General features: G+C 60.0%; 18 protein-coding genes and 1 tRNA gene. 9 read left to right on the top strand and 10 right to left on the bottom strand.

Annotated features, from left to right (window positions below; genetic code table 11):
- Window positions 1–7: 7 nt before the first annotated feature.
- Genes VOI22_RS11255 through VOI22_RS11270 form a run of 4 tightly spaced genes read right to left on the bottom strand, consistent with a single transcriptional unit; the run spans window position 8 to window position 2,844 of the window.
- Window positions 8–1,045, bottom strand: a complete 1,038-nt coding sequence (locus VOI22_RS11255) for a succinylglutamate desuccinylase/aspartoacylase family protein (protein WP_323796580.1) — start codon at window positions 1,043–1,045, stop codon at window positions 8–10.
- On the bottom strand, window positions 1,038–1,967 hold the full coding sequence (gene rimK / locus VOI22_RS11260; RefSeq protein WP_323796581.1) for a 30S ribosomal protein S6--L-glutamate ligase: 930 nt from the start codon (window positions 1,965–1,967) through the stop codon (window positions 1,038–1,040). Before rimK ends, VOI22_RS11255 begins: the two co-directional genes overlap by 8 nt.
- A gap of 29 nt (window positions 1,968–1,996) precedes the next feature.
- Window positions 1,997–2,455 carry an ATP-dependent zinc protease gene (locus tag VOI22_RS11265; protein WP_323796582.1) on the bottom strand — a complete coding sequence of 153 codons (459 nt, stop codon included), beginning with the start codon at window positions 2,453–2,455 and terminating at the stop codon, window positions 1,997–1,999.
- Entirely contained in the window at window positions 2,452–2,844 is a 393-nt protein-coding gene (locus tag VOI22_RS11270) for a hypothetical protein (RefSeq protein WP_323796583.1), read from the bottom strand. The genes VOI22_RS11265 and VOI22_RS11270 overlap by 4 nt, the downstream gene beginning before the upstream one ends.
- A 123-nt stretch (window positions 2,845–2,967) precedes the next feature.
- Here VOI22_RS11270 and VOI22_RS11275 point away from each other — a divergent pair, with 123 nt between their 5' ends.
- From VOI22_RS11275 to VOI22_RS11290, 4 genes are read left to right on the top strand one after another with little or no spacing between them, the layout of a single operon-like run.
- Window positions 2,968–4,323 (top strand): hemolysin family protein, encoded by a 1,356-nt coding sequence (locus VOI22_RS11275; RefSeq protein ID WP_323796584.1) that lies wholly within the window; start codon window positions 2,968–2,970, stop codon window positions 4,321–4,323.
- A 49-nt stretch (window positions 4,324–4,372) separates the two neighbouring features.
- Window positions 4,373–5,191 carry a mechanosensitive ion channel family protein gene (locus VOI22_RS11280; protein WP_323796585.1) on the top strand — a complete coding sequence of 273 codons (819 nt, stop codon included), beginning with the start codon at window positions 4,373–4,375 and terminating at the stop codon, window positions 5,189–5,191.
- 3 nt (window positions 5,192–5,194) lie between these two features.
- On the top strand, window positions 5,195–6,046 hold the full coding sequence (locus VOI22_RS11285) for a magnesium transporter MgtE N-terminal domain-containing protein (RefSeq protein ID WP_323796586.1): 852 nt from the start codon (window positions 5,195–5,197) through the stop codon (window positions 6,044–6,046).
- On the top strand, window positions 6,043–7,338 hold the full coding sequence (locus tag VOI22_RS11290) for a magnesium transporter (protein ID WP_323796587.1): 1,296 nt from the start codon (window positions 6,043–6,045) through the stop codon (window positions 7,336–7,338). Before VOI22_RS11285 ends, VOI22_RS11290 begins: the two co-directional genes overlap by 4 nt.
- Before the next feature lie 220 nt (window positions 7,339–7,558).
- Here VOI22_RS11290 and VOI22_RS11295 read toward each other — a convergent pair whose 3' ends face one another.
- The 4 genes from VOI22_RS11295 to aceA form a co-directional block, all read right to left on the bottom strand.
- Window positions 7,559–8,179, bottom strand: a complete 621-nt coding sequence (locus tag VOI22_RS11295) for a hypothetical protein (protein WP_323796588.1) — start codon at window positions 8,177–8,179, stop codon at window positions 7,559–7,561.
- 252 nt (window positions 8,180–8,431) lie between these two features.
- A tRNA-Ile gene (locus VOI22_RS11300) sits at window positions 8,432–8,507 on the bottom strand.
- Window positions 8,508–8,717: 210 nt separating this feature from the next.
- Window positions 8,718–8,915: a hypothetical protein gene (locus tag VOI22_RS11305; protein WP_028466491.1), complete on the bottom strand. Its 198-nt coding sequence runs from the start codon at window positions 8,913–8,915 to the stop codon at window positions 8,718–8,720.
- Between the two features lie 90 nt (window positions 8,916–9,005).
- Window positions 9,006–10,310 (bottom strand): isocitrate lyase, encoded by a 1,305-nt coding sequence (gene aceA, locus VOI22_RS11310; RefSeq protein ID WP_323796589.1) that lies wholly within the window; start codon window positions 10,308–10,310, stop codon window positions 9,006–9,008.
- Between the two features lie 264 nt (window positions 10,311–10,574).
- On the opposite strand from aceA, the gene VOI22_RS11315 reads away from it, so the two are divergent.
- From VOI22_RS11315 to VOI22_RS11325, 3 genes are all read left to right on the top strand, one after another.
- On the top strand, window positions 10,575–12,011 hold the full coding sequence (locus VOI22_RS11315; protein WP_323796590.1) for a helix-turn-helix domain-containing protein: 1,437 nt from the start codon (window positions 10,575–10,577) through the stop codon (window positions 12,009–12,011).
- Window positions 12,012–12,185: 174 nt separating this feature from the next.
- Window positions 12,186–13,010, top strand: a complete 825-nt coding sequence (locus VOI22_RS11320) for a UDP-2,3-diacylglucosamine diphosphatase (protein ID WP_323796591.1) — start codon at window positions 12,186–12,188, stop codon at window positions 13,008–13,010.
- 49 nt (window positions 13,011–13,059) lie between these two features.
- Entirely contained in the window at window positions 13,060–14,088 is a 1,029-nt protein-coding gene (locus VOI22_RS11325) for a glycosyltransferase family 1 protein (RefSeq protein WP_323796592.1), read from the top strand.
- A 9-nt stretch (window positions 14,089–14,097) separates the two neighbouring features.
- Here VOI22_RS11325 and VOI22_RS11330 read toward each other — a convergent pair whose 3' ends face one another.
- The gene (locus VOI22_RS11330; RefSeq protein ID WP_323796593.1) at window positions 14,098–15,627 is read right to left on the bottom strand and encodes a B12-binding domain-containing radical SAM protein; all 1,530 of its coding nucleotides are present in this window, start codon (window positions 15,625–15,627) and stop codon (window positions 14,098–14,100) included.
- Between the two features lie 155 nt (window positions 15,628–15,782).
- Here VOI22_RS11330 and VOI22_RS11335 point away from each other — a divergent pair, with 155 nt between their 5' ends.
- Window positions 15,783–16,892 (top strand): cyclic nucleotide-binding domain-containing protein, encoded by a 1,110-nt coding sequence (locus VOI22_RS11335; protein WP_323796594.1) that lies wholly within the window; start codon window positions 15,783–15,785, stop codon window positions 16,890–16,892.
- Window positions 16,893–16,901: 9 nt separating this feature from the next.
- Here the strand turns inward: VOI22_RS11335 and glyA are convergent, their stop codons facing one another.
- Window positions 16,902–18,221, bottom strand: a complete 1,320-nt coding sequence (gene glyA, locus VOI22_RS11340; protein WP_323796595.1) for a serine hydroxymethyltransferase — start codon at window positions 18,219–18,221, stop codon at window positions 16,902–16,904.
- Between the two features lie 215 nt (window positions 18,222–18,436).
- Between glyA and VOI22_RS11345 the strand changes: the two genes are divergently transcribed.
- Window positions 18,437–19,552 (top strand): substrate-binding domain-containing protein, encoded by a 1,116-nt coding sequence (locus VOI22_RS11345; RefSeq protein WP_323796596.1) that lies wholly within the window; start codon window positions 18,437–18,439, stop codon window positions 19,550–19,552.
- Window positions 19,553–19,558 lie beyond the last annotated feature (6 nt).

A 19,558-nucleotide genomic window follows, 5' to 3' on the forward strand; every position in this document is an offset into this window, starting at 1 on the left:
ACTCCGCCTAAAGGATCTCGTCCTCGTCGAGCAGCGGATCGTTGGCGAATTCTTCCTCGATCGCGCCCATCGTTCCCTCCATGGAAGCGGAATGCGGGAGCTGGGCGACATGGAAAAGCGCATCGCCCTGGTTGACGGCCGGATGGTTCGTACGGCCGACGATCAGCCCGGACACATCGCTTTTCAGCTCCGCTTCCTTTTCGCCGAACGGATCGGCGATGTAGCCCATGGTATCGCCCTTGCGGATAACATCGCCGACATTGCGCGAGGCCCGGAAAATGCCACCCTCGGAAGCCCGCAGCCAGGTAGATTTCTGGACCAGTGGCGGCGCCACGTTACCGATCTTGATGCTGCGCGCACTGATCATGCCGAGTTGCTTCAGCACCTTGAGGATACCCTTGACACCAACCCGCGCTGAAAACTCATCCAGCCTCAGCGCTTCACCGGCCTCATACAGCAGAATAGGCACACCTATTTTCGCAGCCGCCGCGCGCAGCGAGCCTTCACGCAATGCCGACTGGATAATCACCGGAGGCTCGAACACACGGGCCAGCTCCAGCGCTTTCGGGTCATCGGCATTGATCCGGACCTGCGGCAGGTTCACACGGTGAACAGCTGCCGAATGCAGATCGATGCCGAGATCGCAGAGCGAAACCACATCGTTCAGAAAACGATAAGCCAACTGGCTCGCGAGGGAGCCGGTCTGGCTACCCGGGAAAGTCCGATTCAGATCGCGGCGATCGGGGAGATAACGGCTGTGACTGATGAAGCCAAAGGCATTCACGATTGGGACAAGCAGAAGCGTTCCGGAAATCCGCTTTAGCGCCGAGCTCCTCGAGAGCCTGCGGATGACCTCGACACCGATAATCTCATCGCCATGGACGGCTGCACTGACGAACACCGTCGGCCCGTCCTTGCGGCCATGGATAACCTGCACCGGCAAACTCATCGGAGTATGGTTGGACAGCACGCTCAGCGGAATATCGACAATCCGGCGGGTGCCGGGGGAGATTTCTTCTCCCCCGATCAAAAATGGTTTACGCAACTTTGACCTTCTTACGGCTCTTGCCGCCCTTTGTCCGCGTGCGACCGGCACGGGCGTTCTTTTCCAAAAACTCGATGATCTTGCCTGCCACGTCGACACCGGTGGCATTCTCAACCCCTTCGAGACCCGGCGAGGAGTTCACCTCCATCACCACCGGCCCGTCATTCGAACGCAGCATGTCAACACCGCAGACATTGAGCCCCATTGCATTCGCCGCCTTGATTGCCGTCGCGCGCTCGGCTGCGGATATTTTCACGGCCTCCGCGGAACCGCCGCGATGCAGGTTGGACCGGAAATCGCCTTCCTTGCCGCGACGGATCATCGACGCGACGACCTTCTCACCAACCACGAGGCAACGAATATCCTCACCGTTGGCTTCCTTCACGAACTGCTGGACGAGAATGTTCGTTTTCACCCCGCCAAAGGCCTGGATGATACTCTCGGCCGCTTTCGGCGTTTCGCCGAGGACCACACCAATGCCCTGTGTACCTTCGAGCAGCTTGATGATGACCGGCGCCCCGCCGGCGATGCGCAGCAGTTCCTCGGCGTCCGAGGTCCGGTGTGCAAAGACCGTGACCGGAAGCCCCACGCCTTCGCGCGACAGGAGCTGCATGCTGCGCAGCTTGTCCCGGGAGCGTGAGATGCCGACCGACTCGTTCAGCGGATAGACGTCCATCATCTCGAACTGACGCAGCACCGCCGTACCGAAGAAGGTCACGGATGCGCCAATACGCGGGATGACCGCATCGTAGCCGGTCAGGGAATGTCCCTTGTAGTGCACTTCGGGATCGTTCGACGCAATGTCTATGAAACAGCGCAAATGGTCGATGACATCGATTTCGTGACCGCGCTCCTTAGCAGCCTCGATGATGCGCTTGTGTGAGTAGAGTTCGGGATTACGGCAAAGAAGACCAATCTTCATTTGCTTATCCTTTCTATCATTACCTTGGTTTAACCAACTACATGCTTTCGTCCGGTCACAAACGAACGTCCGGGATCGACCAGAAAGCGGTCCCTGACGGCCTGACGGCCCAAAAGCATTCGAAACCCGAGCTGATCGCGATCAGCCAGGGTGATTTCGATCGGCCATGTGAAGCCAGCGAGAGAAACATCGGTCGAGATGACGTAGCGAACGTCCTTGTGACCGCTGGAACTCATGACCTCGCGCTCGTCCAGCACTTCCGCGATGCACTCGACCACGGGCAGCCGATAGCGCTGCCGCGGGTGCACCACAAACGCAACATGCGGCGCACCATGGTCGGTGAATTGCCGGATGTTGAAAGCGTGCAACGAGGACGTCCGAGCACCGGTATCGATTTTGGTCTTGATCCGCTCGATCCCAAGCTCACCAAGAGACACCCATTCACGCCAGCCGATTACCGGCAAGCGCACTTCCTTATGCCGCTTCATACGCCCTCGTCACCCGTAGCCTCATCCACTCCCGGCTCTTCACCGGCCTCAGCCGTTACGGGCTCCTCCCCATCCGATATCGCACCGACAGGAAACTTCATTGCGGCGGCAATAACGCCCTCGTTCGCGCGCCGGTAACTGGCAAAGGTCTGCTGACTGACGACGATGAAGTAAGTCTCAAGATCGATCAGCAGATATCCCATCTCGTAAAGCGACCGGCGGAGGGCCTCGATCTGCTCCGGCCAGAGTCGCCGTACGCCCATCAGTTGGCGCATCAGCTTCATCGAAATCCGGTACCGCCCGCGCGGCTTCCCCGCGAAGGGATGCTCGTAAAGCGCCACCAGGCGTGTGCGTACATCCACGTAATCGACATCCACGTCGTCACCCATATTTCCGCCTCACATTTCGTGACCTAAAATATAAATTTTATTAGCTATAGCAAATATTTTTTTGACTATTCTATGATTTTTTATATATTCCGCCATCAATCAAAGAGATCTCGGAGAGTCGTCTTGAACTCGTTTTACGTGCAGCTTCTTGCAATCATTGCGCTTCTGGCAGCGAACGCCTTCTTTGTCGCAGCCGAGTTCGCGCTCGTCTCAGCACGGCATTTCCGGATCGAGACCCGGGCAAAGGGCGGCAGCAGCGCCGCCCGGATGACCCTGCGAATAAAAGAAAACATCGACGCCTATCTGTCCGCCTGCCAGCTCGGCATCACCATGGCCTCGCTCGGTCTTGGCTGGCTTGGCGAGCCGGCGGTTGCCGCGATCTTGAAGCCCGTGCTGGAGCCTCTCCATCTTTCGGATGCGACCCTGCACACGATCTCGTTCGTGATCGGCTTTATCGTCTTCTCGTCCCTGCATATCGTCATTGGCGAGCAGGTTCCGAAGACCTATGCAATCCGCAAGGCGGTCGCGGTCTCCATTCTCCTCTCCTATCCATTGCACTGGTTTTACCTCGCCATCTTCCCGCTGAGCTGGGTGCTGAACTGGGCCTCGATCTCGCTCCTGCGCCTGATGGGCGTAAAGGAAGCCAGCCACGCGGAAGTTCTGACCAGCGACGAGTTGAAAGGCCTGATCCATGTTTCAGCGGAACACGGAGAGGTCGAGGCGGAGCGTGCAACCATGCTGCACAATCTGTTTCATTTCGATGAGCGCACCGTCGAGAGCGTGATGATCCCGCGTACCGAAACCAGGGTTCTGCGGACCGAAGCCAGTGCTGCCGAGAATCTGGATACCATCCGTCAATCCCAGTATTCGCGGTTCCCGATTGTAAGCGACGGTCACGACAATCTGATCGGCATCATCCTTGTCCGCGACCTGGTAAACGCCTTGGTCGACGGCAAAAAAGCTCCCTGGGAAAACCTCAAGCCTTATTGCCGCGACCCCCTCGTGGTGCCTGAGTCCCTGCGTGTCTCCACCCTGTTCGAAATGATGCGCACCAAGCGGGCGCATATGGCGTGCGTGATTGACGAATACGGCTCCTTCGTCGGCATCGTCACGCTTGAGGATCTGCTTGAGGAAATCGTCGGCGAAATCGCGGACGAGACCGACAAGGACGAGCAGGAATTCCCGATTGTCTGGAAGGGCGATCACTGGGATTCCCATGGCCTAGCCTCGCTGGCCGATTTCGAGCGTGAAACCGGTTTCGTCGGAAGCGACGAGTATGAGGTCAATACGGTCTCCGGCCTGGTCATGAGCCTGCTCGGACGCATTCCACTCGCGAAGGACGTCGTTGAGCTGGATGGCTTTCGCTTCACCGTCCTCGCAATGAAGGACCGGCGCATAGAGCGGTTACGCATCTCGCGGATCGACGACGACGCCACGTCTACAGAAGAAAACGACAGCGACGGCGAGTCGAAACACTAGAAACCCTCAACGACGCTGCAAGCAAATAATCCGAACAAGGAGAATTGCCATGCTTGAACATGCAGAACCCATCGTTTCCGGGCTGAAGCAGATTGCGGATTCACTCTTCGAACTTCTGCCTGCGCTCCTGAGTGCCGCCCTGCTTCTTGTCATTGGCTGGCTCGTGGCCCGCACCGTTCGGGCGATCACTCTTCGGTCGGCGAAAACCCTGAACCGTGGAGCGCAGGCGCTCGGGCTTGGCGGCCTGGTCCGGACCATCGGATCCGAAGGCTCGACGACGAAGGTCCTGGCGAGCGTGTTCTACTGGCTGGTCATCCTGTTCTTCCTGACCTCGGCCACCAATGTGCTGGGTCTGACGGTTTTCACCGGCTGGCTTGCACAGCTTGTCACCTACCTGCCCCAGATCCTCTCCGGCGCCCTGATCATCTTCGCCGGGGTCATTCTTGCCAATATCGCGCGCGATGCCCTGATCGCCGCTCTGCCCGGTGTTCCCGAGCAGCAGCGCAACCTGCTCGGCCGGCTTGTGCAGGGACTGACGGTCGTGGTGCTGGTCGTCGTCGGTCTGGATCAGATCGGCATCGACATCACCATCATCATCACCATTCTGTCCGTTGCGGTCGCGGCCCTGCTGGGCGGCCTCTCGCTGGCCTTCAGCCTCGGTGCGCGCACTTTTGTCAGCAACGTGATCGGCTCCCATTACCTCGATCGCGATTTCAGCATCGGGCAGAAAATCCGCTTCGCTGAAACGGAAGGCGCCATCGCTGAAATCACGGCAACCACGGTGATCCTCGAGACAAGCGACGGCCGGCTCATCATCCCCGCCCATCGTTTCGCGGAGGAGACCACGCTCATCCGGACGGGAGACTAAGCCATGACGGATTATCAGTCCCTTGCTGCCGACTTCCTGCGGCACCATCCGGCGGAAGCCGCCTCCATCCTCGAGAAAAACGACTCCGAGCAAATTGCGGCATTCGCGACTACCCTCGGCGAGGATGAGGCAACCCGGCTATTCATGGTCCTGTCATCTCAGACAGCCGCTACCGCCCTTCGTCATTTCGGCGAGAAGGACGTAATTGCCATTCTAGGGAACATGCCCCGCCGCGAGGCGAGCAATATCCTGCGCCGGACTCCGCGGAAACGGCGTGAGGTCTATCTCGCCGGCATGCCGGCTGCAACCCGCCTGCAGCTTGAGGTGGTCCTGCACCAGCCCACCCACAGGGTCGGTGCCTATACGGACAGCAGCCTTGTTGCCGTCACGCCCAACACAACCGTCGAGGCGATCCGCAAGCGCCTGCGTTCCGTGGAAAGTCCGGTTTCCGTCATCTTCCTTGTCAACGACAAACAGCAGCTTCTCGGCAGTTTCCCGATCGGGCGGCTCTTTTCCGTCAAAGGCTCGGAAACCGCCAGCTCTCTCGCCGACACCACGCGGCAATCGCTGAATGTCAGGACGACATTGGAAGACGGACTGGCAAGCCCCGATTGGATGAACAACGACGTCCTCGGTGTAGTGGACCGGGAAGGAAAGCTCGTCGGCAGCGTGCGCTACGCGATCCTCCGCCAGGCCAATGAACCGGTCTCCGCACCCGAAGCCGTCGAAGCAGGGAGCGACTACATGCGTGTCGCCGACAATCTTTATGTCGGCCTCGCGGAGGTCCTGCTCACGACGATCCCTAAACCGAAGCCCCACGCCGCCCGGAATACGATCGAGGGAGATGCGAAATGACCGAGTGCGCACAAGCTCTGGCAAGTCACTACCTGACCGCCTACCCAAAAGAAGCGGCCCGGTCGATTGAGCAGCTGCCGCAGACTGTAGTCGCCGATCTGCTGTCATCGCTCGAGCCGGTCCAGATCGTTCCGATCCTGAACGCCCTGCCGGCAATGCTGGCGACGCCCGTGCTCATGGCGATGCCAGCGGCGATCCGCCGGGCAGTGATCGAAAAGGCTGACCGGAACCGGGCTGTTCCCCTGCTTGGCCAGATGAGCAGTGAGCAGCAGGAGGCCCTGTTCGCCGAGCTTCCGGCCGGACTTTCGGCGGAGCTCCGCACGATGCTCAACTATCCGGACGGCACAGCTGGCCGCCTCATGGACACTGTGGTCTTCAGCCTGACCGGTGAAGCTACCGTTGGGCGGGCCCTTGAACTGCTGCGTCAGCGCGATCCGGACCGGGTGCACTTCATCAAGCTGCTCGACAGCGAGAGCCGGCTCTCAAGTCTGGTCGACGTGCGCCAACTTGCGTTCAACGCTCCGGAAACCCGTCTCTCGGAGATTTCCCGACCGGTCGTCGATGTCGTCAGTCCGTTGGACCCCCGCGAGGACGTCGTGCGCAAGTTCGAAGAACACGACATGGAAGAGCTGCCGGTCATTGATGTGGACGGCCGGATCCTGGGCCTGATCCGCCATAGCGCGCTGGTCGTCGCCCTGAAGACGCAATCCACCCTCGACATCCAGACCATGGTCGGCGTCAGCAAGGACGAGCGGGCTCTGTCTCCGAGCTGGTTCGCCCTCCGCAAGCGCATGCCCTGGATGCAGATCAACCTGCTGACCGCTTTCCTGGCGGCGTCTGTTGTCGGACTGTTCGAAAACACCATCGCGACCTTCACCGCACTCGCCGTCCTGCTCCCGGTCGTGGCCGGGCAGTCGGGCAATGCCGGCGCTCAGGCCCTGGCCGTCACGATGCGCGGCCTGGCATTGCGCGAGATCACCATCGGGCAGTGGTTCAGGGTTCTGCGGAAAGAGCTGAATGTCGGCTTCTGGAACGGTATCGCCATCGCCATCACGTGCGGCATCGGCGTGTTCTTCTGGAGCGGCAGCATCGGCCTCGTGCTGGTCATCGCCCTGTCCATGATCATTGCCATGGTGGCTGCCGGCATTGCAGGCGCGCTGGTTCCGATCATCCTGTCCCGCCTCGGCCAAGACCCGGCCGTTGCGTCGTCTATCATCCTGACAACGGTCACGGACGTCGCCGGCTTCTTCTCGTTCCTCGGCATCGCGACAGTGCTGTCTGGAATGCTGTGACAGACGATCTGCATGGGTCAGTACCGGCATAACAAGCCTGACCGGCATCGGCCATTCACCGCGCGCTGCTGAATGGCCGCATACAGGACCGGCTCAATGACGAAAACCGAGCCTGGATCATGATCGGCCCGCTCTTCCCGGCCAATCCGGTCCGAGCTCGGTTCTCTTTCCCCGCAAGGGTGTTGCCGTGGGACGGAGCCAAGACCACCAGCCCCGAGCTTCAGCCCTCCTGGCCGGGTGCTTCCGGCCGGGCATCGGGGTGTTTCCTGACCTCGTCGCGTAATTTCTCGAGCTGCGCGCGAAAGCCCTCGGCGTCGCCATACTCAACGAAGTTCCTGTAGCGCGGATGCCGCGTGCGCACGCGCAGCGCATGCTTAATCGGACACCAGTACTGCTCCGAGCGGCTGGCGACTTCGCGTGCGAGGGCGATGACTCCGTTCGCGTAGCCGCAGTACCAGCAGTTCAGTTTTTCGATCCCGTTGAGATAGCTCAAACGGTGGCGGTCAACGATCACATGGTCCGAGCGCTTCACCCGCTCCATCCCCCACGCGGTGAAGCAGACGAGTTGAAAGATCCAGACCCCGAGATCCAGAAGGGCGATCGGTATGATCAGCCCGTAGACAGCCGGGGCTACGATCAGGCTTGCCAGCGGCGATCGCTTCAAAAACGTGACGAGGCTGGTTTTCAGCAGCTTGTGTTGACGGTTGACGCTCTCTTCGAAGACAGCGCGCCCCTCTTCCACGCGATAGCGAAACTGGTCACGTTGCGCCTCCAGCTTACGCTCGAGCTCATCTTCCAGACGCACCAGGCGCCGGACCAGATCGTCGATCTCGTTTTCCATCGTGATACCTTTCCCAGCAATCCTATCGCGTGACGACCTCTTGGTGCTGGGAACTAGGCATCCCATCGCCCGATCTGATCGATCCTACACGACAAGAATGCAGACATCTTGGTCTCAATGACGGACATGAAACAGGGCCTGTGAACCACAGAGGCCATTCTTGATCATTGTCGTGAAATATTCAGGGCCCTGACCCTGTCGGGACCAAGCTGATACCGGAGCACCGCTGAAATCGGCAACCAGTCTTTGGAATGGTGGGCCCGGAGGGATTCGAACCCCCGACAACACCGTTATGAGCGGTGCGTTCTAACCGCTGAACTACAGGCCCTATTCCGGCGGAAAGCACGGGACAGGTGTTATGCGCACCGATGGCGGCGCCGTCAACCGGCCTGCGCATCCCCGGACCTTTCTCCCCATAAAAAATGCCCGGCCTCTGAGGGCCGGGCAGTCAGGCTTTATCGGATCCGCCGATCGGATAACCGATCAAGAAACGATCCGAGCCGCCAGGGATTGATCCGTCTATTCTGTGCTCCGCGGCTCAGCCGGAGGCGCCTTCCTGGACGATGGTGAAGCGCGCCGTGCAGATGCTGCGGGTTTCGCTGGCGATGCGATCCCAGACCTGCCGGGCCTCACTCTGATCGCCGAACGGGCCGAACATTTTCTCGGTACCGTCGATCAGCTGGCTGAAGCGGGTGTCCGTATATTCCCCGCCGATGACCCAGAAACGATTGCTCATTGTCTCTCTCCTTTTCCTGTACCGGTCGTCCGGGAGCCGGCGGGGGCAATGGGTGGTTAGCCGCCCGCCGGCCCCAAGCCTCCCGGACCTTTATTCCGCTGCCGTGCGAGCCGCCTGTTCGGTCTCGTGGAACTGGGCTTCCTCGGTGGATCCGGTCAGCGCCGTGGTCGAGGAGGCATCGCCCTTGATCGCGGTCGCAACCGCGTCGAAGTAGCCGGTGCCGACCTCGCGCTGATGCTTGGTCGCGCTGTAGCCCTGCGCCTCGGCGGCGAATTCCGCGTCCTGCAGTTCCGAATAAGCCGCCATGCCACGCTCGCGATAGCCGGAGGCCAACTCGAACATGCCGTAGTTGAGGGAGTGGAAACCGGCCAGGGTGACGAACTGGTACTTGTAGCCCATGGCACCGATCTCACGCTGGAAGCGGGCGATATCGTCCTTGTCCAGATTGGCCGTCCAATTGAAGGACGGGGAGCAGTTATAGGCCAGCATCTGGTCGGGAAACTCCTTGCGGATGGCCTCGGCGAAGCGCTTGCACTGCTCCAGGTCCGGCGTCGATGTCTCCATCCAGAGCAGGTCGGAATACGGCGCATAGGCGAGCGAACGAGCAACGCAACGCTCGAAGCTGGTGCCTTCCTTCAACCGGAAGAAGCCTTCAGCTGTGCGCTCTCCGGTCAGGAACGGCCGGTCGCGCTCGTCCACGTCGCTGGTCACCAGCTTGGCGCTTTCGGCATCGGTGCGGCAGATCACCAGAGTCGGCACGCCCTCGACATCGGCGGCGAGACGGGCCGCGTTCAGGGTGTTGATATGCTGCTGGGTCGGCACCAGAACCTTACCGCCCATATGGCCGCACTTCTTCTCGGACGCCAGCTGGTCCTCGAAATGCACCGCAGCGGCACCCGCATCGATATAGGCCCGGGTCAGCTCGTAGGCGTTCAGGGCACCGCCGAAGCCGGCCTCACAATCGGCGATGATCGGCAGCATCCAGTCGGTGCTGTTATCGCCTTCCAGATGATGGATCTGGTCGGTGCGCAGCAGGGAATTGTTGATCTTGCGGGCCAGCTCCGGGCCGCTGTTCGCCGGATAGAGGCTCTGGTCCGGATACATCGCACCGGCGACATTCGCGTCCGCCGCGACCTGCCAGCCTGAGAGATAAACCGCCTTCAGGCCTGCTTTCGCCATCTGCACCGCCTGGCCGCCGGTGACGGCGCCGAGGGAAGGCACGAAATCTTCCTCATGCAGGCTCTTCCAGAGCCGCTCCGCACCCTTGCGGGCAAGGCTGTGTTCGATACGGACGGTGCCACGCAGCCGCTCAACATCGGCGCGGGAGTAATCGCGCTTCACATTGTCGAAACGGCCGGACGCGGTCAGCGTCATATTTTCGAAATCCTTGGACATGCTTGCTCTCCTCGGTTGCGCGGCCTCGCCGCCTTGATCCGGACGGTGCGCCCGGCCTTTCCAGAGCCGATGTGCACCGCAACACTGGAAAGACCGTGCAACGCAAAACGAAGAACGTCCATAAGTCATTGAAAGTAAAAAAGTAAATCTGTCACACCTGTAAAATTAAATGAGCATGTTTTGAAAATTATGAAAATCATTGTGCAGGCGCGAAAGAACCATAAGGTGGGAAGACGCCCGCTAATCATAATGAAGGAACAGGGCATGGAGGCGCTTGACCGCAAGGCGATGCTGGGGCCGAAGATCCGCCGTTTCCGGACAGACCTCGGCATGAGCCAGACGGAAATGGCAGGCGAGATCGGTATTTCGCCAAGCTATCTCAACCTGATCGAGCACAATCAGCGGCCGGTAACCGTCCCGCTGTTGTTCAAGCTCGGGCAGGCTTTCGAGCTGGATCTGAAACAGTTCGCCGAGGATGACGACGCCAAGACCGTCGCCGAACTCGCCGAGGTATTCAGCGATCCGCTGTTCCGGGATCAGCCGGTGCGCCCGGTCGAGCTGCAGGAATTCGCCGCCCGCTCGCCGAACGCGGCGCAGGCCATGCTGCGGCTCTATCAGGCCTATCGCCAAGTCTGGGAGAATGCCCGGGCGGGCTCGATCGGCACCGGGCGTGACCCGCTTCCCGATCCAGGCCAACCTCTCTCCCCTGTAGAGGCTGTGCGGGATATGCACCAGCGCGAGGCGAACCACTTCCCCGAACTGGAGGAAGCGGCTGAAGCGCTCTGGCTTGAGGCCGGACTGGATCGCAACGATCTGTTCAGGGGGCTGAGCGAACACCTCTTCCAAAAAAACGGCATCGCAGTGAAGGTGATGCCCGTGCATGTCATGACCGACACGCTGAGGCGCTACGATCCGCACGGCCGCCGCATTCTGCTGTCCGAAGCCCTGCTGGCATCGGGTCGCTGCTTCCAGCTCGCCTCCCAGTTCGCCGCGCTCGCCCATCACGATCTGATCGAGAGCATCATCGACCGGCTGGAGCCGACGGATGCGGAAACCCGCAACATGCTCTTCGTCGCCCTCTGCAATTATTTCGCCGGCGCCGTGCTGATGCCGTACGAAACATTTCGGACCTCGGCGCAGGAGTTGCGGCACGATCTCGAACTGCTGCGCCGCCGTTTCGGTGCCAGCTTCGAGCAGGTCTCGCACCGCCTGACCACCCTGCAGCGTCCGGGCGCGCGGGGCATTCCGTTCTTCTTCATCCGCGTCGATGCGGCCGGCAATGTCTCCAAGCGCCTCAATGGCGGCGGCTTCCAGTTCGCCCGCTATGGCGGCACCTGCCCACGCTGGGTGGTGCATGAGGCCTTCCGCACGCCGGGACAGGTCCACACTCAGGTCGCCCGGATGCCGGACGAGACCACTTTCTTCACCATCGCCCGCACCCTCGACAGCGCCGGCGGCTGGCACGAGCAATTGCAACCGCAATTCGCCGTCGGCCTCGGCTGCGAGATCAGGGACGCGAAGCATCTGGTCTATGCGGACGGGCTTGATCTGCCGAAAGCCACCGGCGCGACCCCAGTCGGCGTCAGTTGCCGGCTGTGCGAACGGCTCGATTGCAGTCAGCGCGCCCACCCGCCGCTTAACCGGACGATCCGGGCAGACCAGCACATGAAGAAAGCGTCGGCCTTCACCTTCGAAAGCTGACACAGGACGGCAAGCGGGGGTATGACCGGGCCGCTTCAGTGTGACCTAAAACACAAACAGAAACAGATTCCCGTCCGGATAGTGGCTCCGGGACGTCGAGGCGAGCTATGGTAGCGGGCAAACAATTATAAACGGCGCAAAGCAACTTGCGCCCGCCCCTGAACAGGCAGGCATGTGACAGTAGACTCGACACCTTCCCGGCAGCGGGATTTCCGCGCGATCTTCATTTCGGATATCCATTTGGGAACCCGGCATTGCCAGGCCGATCTATTCGTCGAATTCATGAACAAGCATGAAGCGGACCGAATCTATCTGATCGGCGATATCGTGGATGGCTGGCGGCTCAAGAAGTCACGATACTGGCCACAATCTCACGACGATGCCGTTCAGATGATCCTGAAGAAAGCGCATCTCGGCGTGAAGATTTCCTACATTCCCGGTAACCATGACGAGTTCGTCAGGCGGTACGACGGCCGCAGGATCAAAGGGGTGGAGATACTCGACCAGACGATCCATACAACAGCGGACGGCCGCCGGTATCTGGTGACCCATGGAGACCAGTACGACGTGGTGATCCAGAACGCCAAATGGCTGGCCTATCTCGGGGACTGCTTCTACGAATTCGCCCTCTCGACGAACACCTGGCTGAACTGGGTGCGCGGACGCATGGGGATGAAATACTGGTCGCTCGGCGCCTTCGCGAAACGTCATGTGAAGAGCTTCGTCAATATCATCGGCAACTTCGAGGCCGTTGTTGCGGAAGAGGTCCGGGGCCAGGAGCTCGACGGCGTGATCTGCGGCCATATCCACCATGCGACGAGCCGGGAGACGAATGGCATTCACTACGTCAATACCGGCGATTGGGTCGAAAGCTGTACAGCGGTCGTCGAGCACCATGACGGCACCCTGGAGGTGCTGTACTGGGAAGAGCTGTCGCAGGAACAGGAGCGCTATTCCGGGATCACCCTCGATCCGAAATATGACGAGCAAGCGTCGTAAGGCTTTAAGGTAACGCCTCTGAATCCGTGATGTGTTTCAGGATTAAAATATGACATCGATACTCATTGTCACGGATGCGTGGCTCCCGCAGGTCAACGGTGTCGTCCGGTCCCTGCAATGGACGGCACGGGAGCTTGAAAAGATGGGTGTCCGGGTCGAGTTTCTGTCACCCCAGGAATTCGTCACGGTCCCCTGCCCGACCTATCCCGACATCCGGCTTTCCCTGACACATCGCCGGGCCGTTCAGCGGCGCATGGCCGCCTACGGGTGCGAGCATCTGCACATCGCGACCGAAGGCCCCCTCGGGCTGTTGGCGGCGTCGGCTGCGCGCCGCACCGGCACGCCCTATACAACCGGGTATCACACGCGCTTCCCGGAATATGTGGAGGCACGCTGGCCGCTTCCGGTTTCCTGGTTCTATGCCTGGTTTCGCAGATTCCACAATTTCGGGGCCGGCTGCATGGTCGCGACGGAAACGCTCAGACAGGACCTGGAGAGCCGGGGCTTCCGGAATCTGAAAATGTGGTCGCGTGGTGTGGATGCGGATCTGTTTCGCCCGACGGAAGCCTCCGTGCTGCCGCCGGATCTGCCGCGGCCGATCTTCATCAATGTCGGACGCGTTTCGGTCGAGAAGAATATCAAGGCTTTCCTCGATCTGGATTTGCCCGGCTCGAAGGTCGTCGTTGGTGACGGCCCGCAACTGGCCAGCCTCCGGAAGGAATATCCGGAGGTCTATTTCACCGGCGCGAAATCAGGTGAGGATCTTGCCAGACATTTCGCCAGCGCCGATGCGTTCGTCTTTCCCTCGCTGACTGACACATTCGGGCTGGTAATCCTTGAAGCCCTGGCCTGCGGTGTTCCGGTTGCCGCCTATCCGGTGATGGGTCCCCGCGATGTCATCGGCGACAGCGGCACGGGTGTTCTCTCCGAAGACCTGCGTCAGGCCGCGCTGGATGCCCTGCAGATCCCGGCCGACCGTTGCCGCGCCTGGGCTCTCAAATACAGCTGGGCATCCTGCACGCAGCAATTTCTGGACAATGCCGTAGCCGCTCAAACATCACACGAGGCCGGGTTTTAGCCCGAGACCTCAACCGGCCAGCGCGACCGGTGCGGCTTTTGCCCGCGCATTCAGAAGTTCCTCCGTCAGCCCGCCTTCAGCGTCGGTGATCCTCAGAGGCTCAAAGCATTTTTCAAACTTCGACGGCAGCGGGACGAGTGGCTTGTATGCCGAGCGCAAGCCATCGCTCAGCGCGCAATAGGTCAGCGGCGGCTCTTTGCGCGATTGGCTCATCTGTCTGATGCTGCCCAGATTGATTTTGCCGCCGAAGCGGTGCAACGGGCGGACCATCGCCAATGCGGTCTGGTCCCAGTCGAAATGCTTGCGCCAATGCCAGGCGTGCTTGGCCGCATGCCGGGCCAAAGCGCGTTTACGGCCCTTGAACTGCATGAGATCGGCGACAAAGGGCACGACTTTCTCAAGCGGCTCCTTCGGCCATTCAACGACCTTTTGTCCATCCATGTCGCTGAGCAGGAGGTCTGGCATCAGGCGACCGGCGCTGGCCGCCTCGTCGAAATAGGGTGTGCCCAGAATGGGAATGGTCAGAGACAGCAAACCCGGCAGGGGAATGGTTGGATCATCCAGGACAGCGTTTAGCTGACTGTCCACGTCAGCGATCGTCTGCTGGGAAAAATCGGCGATCATTCCATAATCGAAGAACATGCCGTTCTCGGCGCACAGTTTCGTCAATGCGCGCGGGTCCGACGTCATGCTCTGCTTCTTGTTGAAGGATTTCAGAACCTCGGGATCAAGGGATTCCACGCCGGAAAACACAGCCTTGCAGCCGTTCCTGGCCATCAGCTCGACATTCTCCGGGCGTTTGAAAAAGTCCCCGGTTACCAGAGCCCCCCAGCCGCGGAACTGACCTTGTCGCCAACGGTCCCCGATCAGCTCGACGCGCCGCTCGAAGCTCTGCCGGTTGTTGCCATAAAAATTATTGTCCAGGACCATGACACCCAGCACGCGTTTCATGGCATCGAATTGGTGGGCGATGGATTGCTCCGAATGGGACACGTATTTTCGTTGCTCCCCGGTCAGGGAGCAGAACGAGCAGGCGAAATTGCAGTTCTTCGTCGTCTCCAGATAGCCGAGCCCCATCGAGGGCACGGCGAGATCGAACCGCGGCGCGCCGGTTTCAGAGACATGAGATCTGTCGAACACTTCTGCGATGACCTGTGACATCTCCTCAACGTCACCCTGGCAGGCATAGTCGAATGCCTCGGCGCAAAGACTGGGCAAGGCGCGGGCAATCGGACCGCCAATGACGGTGACGACGGCTGGATTGGCATTTCTGAAATAGGCTGAAAGCTGATGCGCCCGGTCGAAGGCCGCCGTCAGGCCGGTGAAGATGACCAGGTCCGGCCAGTCGAACAACCGGGTATCCAGCAGCGCGCCGTGGAACACCTCGTCCCAGACACGCACATTGACGAGATCGGCGTTGAAGTAACCGGCCAGATAATACGGCGCCATCGCCCGTGGGATGAACCAGCGCGTCGGTGTCGAGGAGCGCCACGGATCGAAATAGGCATTGATGATCAGTACGTTCTGTTTTCTTTTCAAGCTCATACCCAAAAAATTAGACCGAAGCTCCAGAACCTCGATCATGGCAGCTTATTCAACTCTTGCGGTTTGGTCTGTGGCATTGTCCAGTTGACAATCGCCGTCACGATGAGCGGATATCCCTCCTCGCTTCACGAATTTGATCAAAGGTCTTCATGGAAGACGCATCCCAGAACATTGCTCAAACCCTCGGCGCGCATCCTACTTTCGCGAAACTCAGCCCGGAAACCATCCAAGCGATAGCCTCCGTTTCAAAAATGACGGAAGCCTCGCCCGGCGAGCTGATTGTCCGGGAAGGTGATGAAAAAACGGATCTTTTCCTCTTCGTCTCGGGCTCGGCCAATGCTGTCAGGGAGTCCGGGGACGGAAGCTCTGTCGTGCTCAATGCGGTCACTGCCGGGGATTGTATCGGCGAACTGGCGTTTCTGGATGGCGGCCGGCGATCCGCGTCCGTCAGGGCGGAGGTGCCCTGTGTGCTGATCATGATCCCGGCGGACGCGCTGCAAAACATCGCGAATGCACCCGCGGTCATAGGCGACCTCAAGGGCGCACTTGCTTCTGTCGTGGTCAGCCGTGCGCGCACGCTCAGTGATGAAATGCTCGCCTCGCTCCGCAAGCAGCTGGAAATCAAGACGATCCAGAATCAGTTCGGCTACTTTCTGATCTTCACCATCGCGATCTACATGATCTCGACGACGTTGTTCTATCTGGTTGCCGAAGATTACGTAAAGGACATCTACGATCCCGGCTTTTCCTGGCAGACCGTCGTCTTTCTGGCCATTCCCTGCCTGCTCATCATAAGAATGATGCGCATCCCGCTGGCTGATCTGGGCATCAGGCGGGAAGGATTGTGGCGATCGTTCCGCGAGACGATTGTCATCTGCGTTCTCATCACCATTCCCGTGGCAATCTACCTTGTCTGGTTCAAACCGGAGGCGTCAGGAAACACGCCTGGCGCCAGCGTCGATACGTTTTTCCTCATTCAGTATTTTCTGCATACGGTCGTTCAGGAAGTCGGCTCGCGCGGTCTTCTTCAGGGGTTGTTCCAGAAATTTCTCGACGACACCAAAGGCCATCGGGCAGTTCTGCTGACGAGCACGATTTTCGCATCCCTGCACCTGACATTCGGGGTCGATGCCGTCGTGATCACATTCTTTGCCAGCATCATTTTCGGCTACGTGTATTTGCGGCAGAAAAACCTGCTCGGCGTTACGCTTCTTCACTACTGGCTCGGCGTTCTGGCTGCGGTCGCGGTCGCCTTCTAGGCGCGCGCCTTAGTCACGGATGAAGTGGATTCTGTCGAACCGCTTCCGCAGCTTCGCCACCTCCGGCGCCAGTGCCGATGGATCGTTCGCTTTGAGCGCCCGGACCACGTAGTCCGCGATCTCCGGCACATCCTCAACCCCGACACCCCAGCGGACCAGTTCCGGCACGCCGATGCGCAGCCCGTTCATGTCTCCCTCGACCGGCGCGATAGGCAGGCCGATACCACAGGCGAGGAAGCCGGCTTCATAGAGCCGCTTTGAAGCCGCCTGGCCGCCACCGAATGCCGCCGCCTCGACGGCGAACTGGTGCGAGCCGGTGAAACCGCGCCCGGCGCCATGAACAGGCATGCCGCCCTCGGCAAGCGCTGCGGCGAAGGCCTTGCTGACCTTGACCATCTCGGCCGCATAGGCGGCGCCGAATTCACGCCAGTCAAGCAGGGTGATCGCAAGTGCCGCTGATTTTCCGGCATCGAAATTCGCCGTCATGCCCGGAAAGGCGATGGCATCGAACTTCTCGGCCAGAGCAGCATCGTCGGTAACGATCAGCCCGCCGGCTGGACCGCCGAGACTTTTGTACGTGCTCATCGTCATGAAATGAGCGCCTTCTTTCAGCGGGTTCGGCCAGGCGCCGCCGGCGATCACGCCGCATTGATGCGCGGCATCGAACATCACCTTGGCTCCCACCGCGTCCGCAATCTCCCGCACACCGGCAACAGGATGGGGGAAGAGGTTGAGACTGCCGCCAACGGTGATCAGCTTCGGGCGCACCCGTTCGGCGAGGGCCTTGAGCCCGTCCAGATCAATGGTAAAATTATCCGGATCGATCGGCGCTTCGTGAATCTCGAGGCTATAGAGTCCGGCGCAACCGTCTTGCAAGTGGGTAACGTGACCGCCAATTGAGGCCGGCGGCGCGATGATGGCATCACCCGGTTTGCAGGTCGCCATGAAGCCGTAGAGATTGGCGATGGCGCCCGACGGCACCCGGATCTCAGCGAACCCGGCATCGAAGACTTCGGCTGCAAGCTCGGCGGCGATGACTTCGATCTCCTCGATCGCCTCAAGCCCCATTTCGTACTTGTCGCCGGGATAACCGAGCGACGGCCGGCTACCCAGCCCGGCCCCAAGAGCGGCTTCGGCCCGCGGGTTCATGACGTTGGTAGCAGGGTTCAGGTTGAAACAGTCGCGCTCGTGGATTTCCCTGTTGCGGGCGATCAGCCTGTCGATTCGCTCAGCAATGGCGCGCGCGCCTTCAGCGGCCGTCAGTTCCGCCAGCTTGCCGACCCGTGTTTCCGGGCCGTTCGGGACCCAGTTTCGCTTCCGAAGTCTCACGCGGCGCCTCCTTTGCTGCAACGCAGCGATCTTGGCATCTCGCCACCGAGCACGGCAATCGGATTTGCGGTCCAGCAATCAGGAAGCGCTCTGGTGACGTGAACCCAGTAACGCCAAGTTGCATGCAGATCGCGTGAAACGTGCGTTACTCTGAGCACTCGTGTAAGGTGGAGTGAAAAGCAGGCCCGTGGACCGGCATCCACAAGGAGCTATGCGTGAGGAAGCTTCTAAAAATTCTGGCACTGGCTTCGGTCATTTTTCCGGGAACCTTTGGCCCAGCGACGGTTTTGGCGCAGGGCGATCCACGATTCATCGAGCTGGATGCCTTTCTTGCCGCCCATCCGGACGAGCGCCGCAAATCGGACTCGTTCGAGCGACAGGTCCACAGGCTTGCAAGCCCCCTTGAGAAGCCAATAAAAACTCCGGTCACGATCCACATTATCTATCCGGGTCTGCAGCAGTCGGATTACTGGCGGCGCAGCGTGAAATCCTTCACCGCCCGCATGGACGAAATCGGCATCCCGCACAAAATCGCGACGCGGTTCACCAAGAGCGCGGAAGACCTTCGCCTGCAGGAACAGTCCATCGGGGAAGTGCTTCGGGAAAAGCCGGATTTCCTCATCTTCACGCTCGATGCCCTGAGACATAAAGGCATGATCTCCAGGGTTCTGGCTTCCGGTCATACGAAAGTCATCCTGCAGAACATCACCACACCACTGACCGATCTCGGCCCGCCACCGCCTCTGCTCTATGTCGGCTTCGATCACGGTGTCGGCTCAAGGCTGCTTGCGGACGAGCACATCAAGCGGGCCGGTAAAGAAGCACGATACGCTATCTTCTACGGGCCCGTCGGCTATGTCAGCGAGATGCGCGGCGGAACTTTCAAACGATACATTTCCGCCAGGACTGATTACAAACTCGCCGCGGAATATTATGTCGGGTTCAACCGGGAGCGTGCCCGAGAGGCCGCCCTGGCGCTTTTCAGGGTGAACAAGGATCTCGACTTCGTCTTCGCTGCATCGACGGACATCGCGCACGGAATTACAGACGCACTGAAAGAACTGGGTCTTCTTGGGACCATCAGGGTGAACGGCTGGGGTGGCGGCAGCAGCGAGCTGGCTGCAATCCGCAACCGCGAGATCGATTTTACGGTGATGCGGATGAATGACGACAATGGCGTCGCGATGGCCGAGGCGATCCGGATGACTCTGGAAGATCGAATACAGGATATCCCTCAGATCTTCTCCGGCAGTTTCTCAATGGTGGATCAGACAACCTCGGACGAAGCGCTGGAGACACTGGTCGACCAGGCGTTCCGGTACTCAAGGTAGCGCCGA

This window comes from Nisaea sp. (genome assembly GCF_034670185.1).
Taxonomy (GTDB): Bacteria; Pseudomonadota; Alphaproteobacteria; order Thalassobaculales; family Thalassobaculaceae; genus Nisaea.

What these genes read in the sequence shown, in the direction of transcription:
- rimK (WP_323796581.1), bottom strand. Translation starts at nt 1,967, where the DNA reads ATGAAGATTGGTCTTCTTTGCCGTAATCCCGAACTCTACTCACACAAG.
- VOI22_RS11265 (WP_323796582.1), bottom strand. Translation starts at nt 2,455, where the DNA reads ATGAAGCGGCATAAGGAAGTGCGCTTGCCGGTAATCGGCTGGCGTGAA.
- VOI22_RS11270 (WP_323796583.1), bottom strand. Translation starts at nt 2,844, where the DNA reads ATGGGTGACGACGTGGATGTCGATTACGTGGATGTACGCACACGCCTG.
- VOI22_RS11280 (WP_323796585.1), top strand. Translation starts at nt 4,373, where the DNA reads ATGCTTGAACATGCAGAACCCATCGTTTCCGGGCTGAAGCAGATTGCG.
- VOI22_RS11285 (WP_323796586.1), top strand. Translation starts at nt 5,195, where the DNA reads ATGACGGATTATCAGTCCCTTGCTGCCGACTTCCTGCGGCACCATCCG.
- VOI22_RS11290 (WP_323796587.1), top strand. Translation starts at nt 6,043, where the DNA reads ATGACCGAGTGCGCACAAGCTCTGGCAAGTCACTACCTGACCGCCTAC.
- VOI22_RS11295 (WP_323796588.1), bottom strand. Translation starts at nt 8,179, where the DNA reads ATGGAAAACGAGATCGACGATCTGGTCCGGCGCCTGGTGCGTCTGGAA.
- VOI22_RS11305 (WP_028466491.1), bottom strand. Translation starts at nt 8,915, where the DNA reads ATGAGCAATCGTTTCTGGGTCATCGGCGGGGAATATACGGACACCCGC.
- aceA (WP_323796589.1), bottom strand. Translation starts at nt 10,310, where the DNA reads ATGTCCAAGGATTTCGAAAATATGACGCTGACCGCGTCCGGCCGTTTC.
- VOI22_RS11315 (WP_323796590.1), top strand. Translation starts at nt 10,575, where the DNA reads ATGGAGGCGCTTGACCGCAAGGCGATGCTGGGGCCGAAGATCCGCCGT.
- VOI22_RS11325 (WP_323796592.1), top strand. Translation starts at nt 13,060, where the DNA reads ATGACATCGATACTCATTGTCACGGATGCGTGGCTCCCGCAGGTCAAC.
- VOI22_RS11335 (WP_323796594.1), top strand. Translation starts at nt 15,783, where the DNA reads ATGGAAGACGCATCCCAGAACATTGCTCAAACCCTCGGCGCGCATCCT.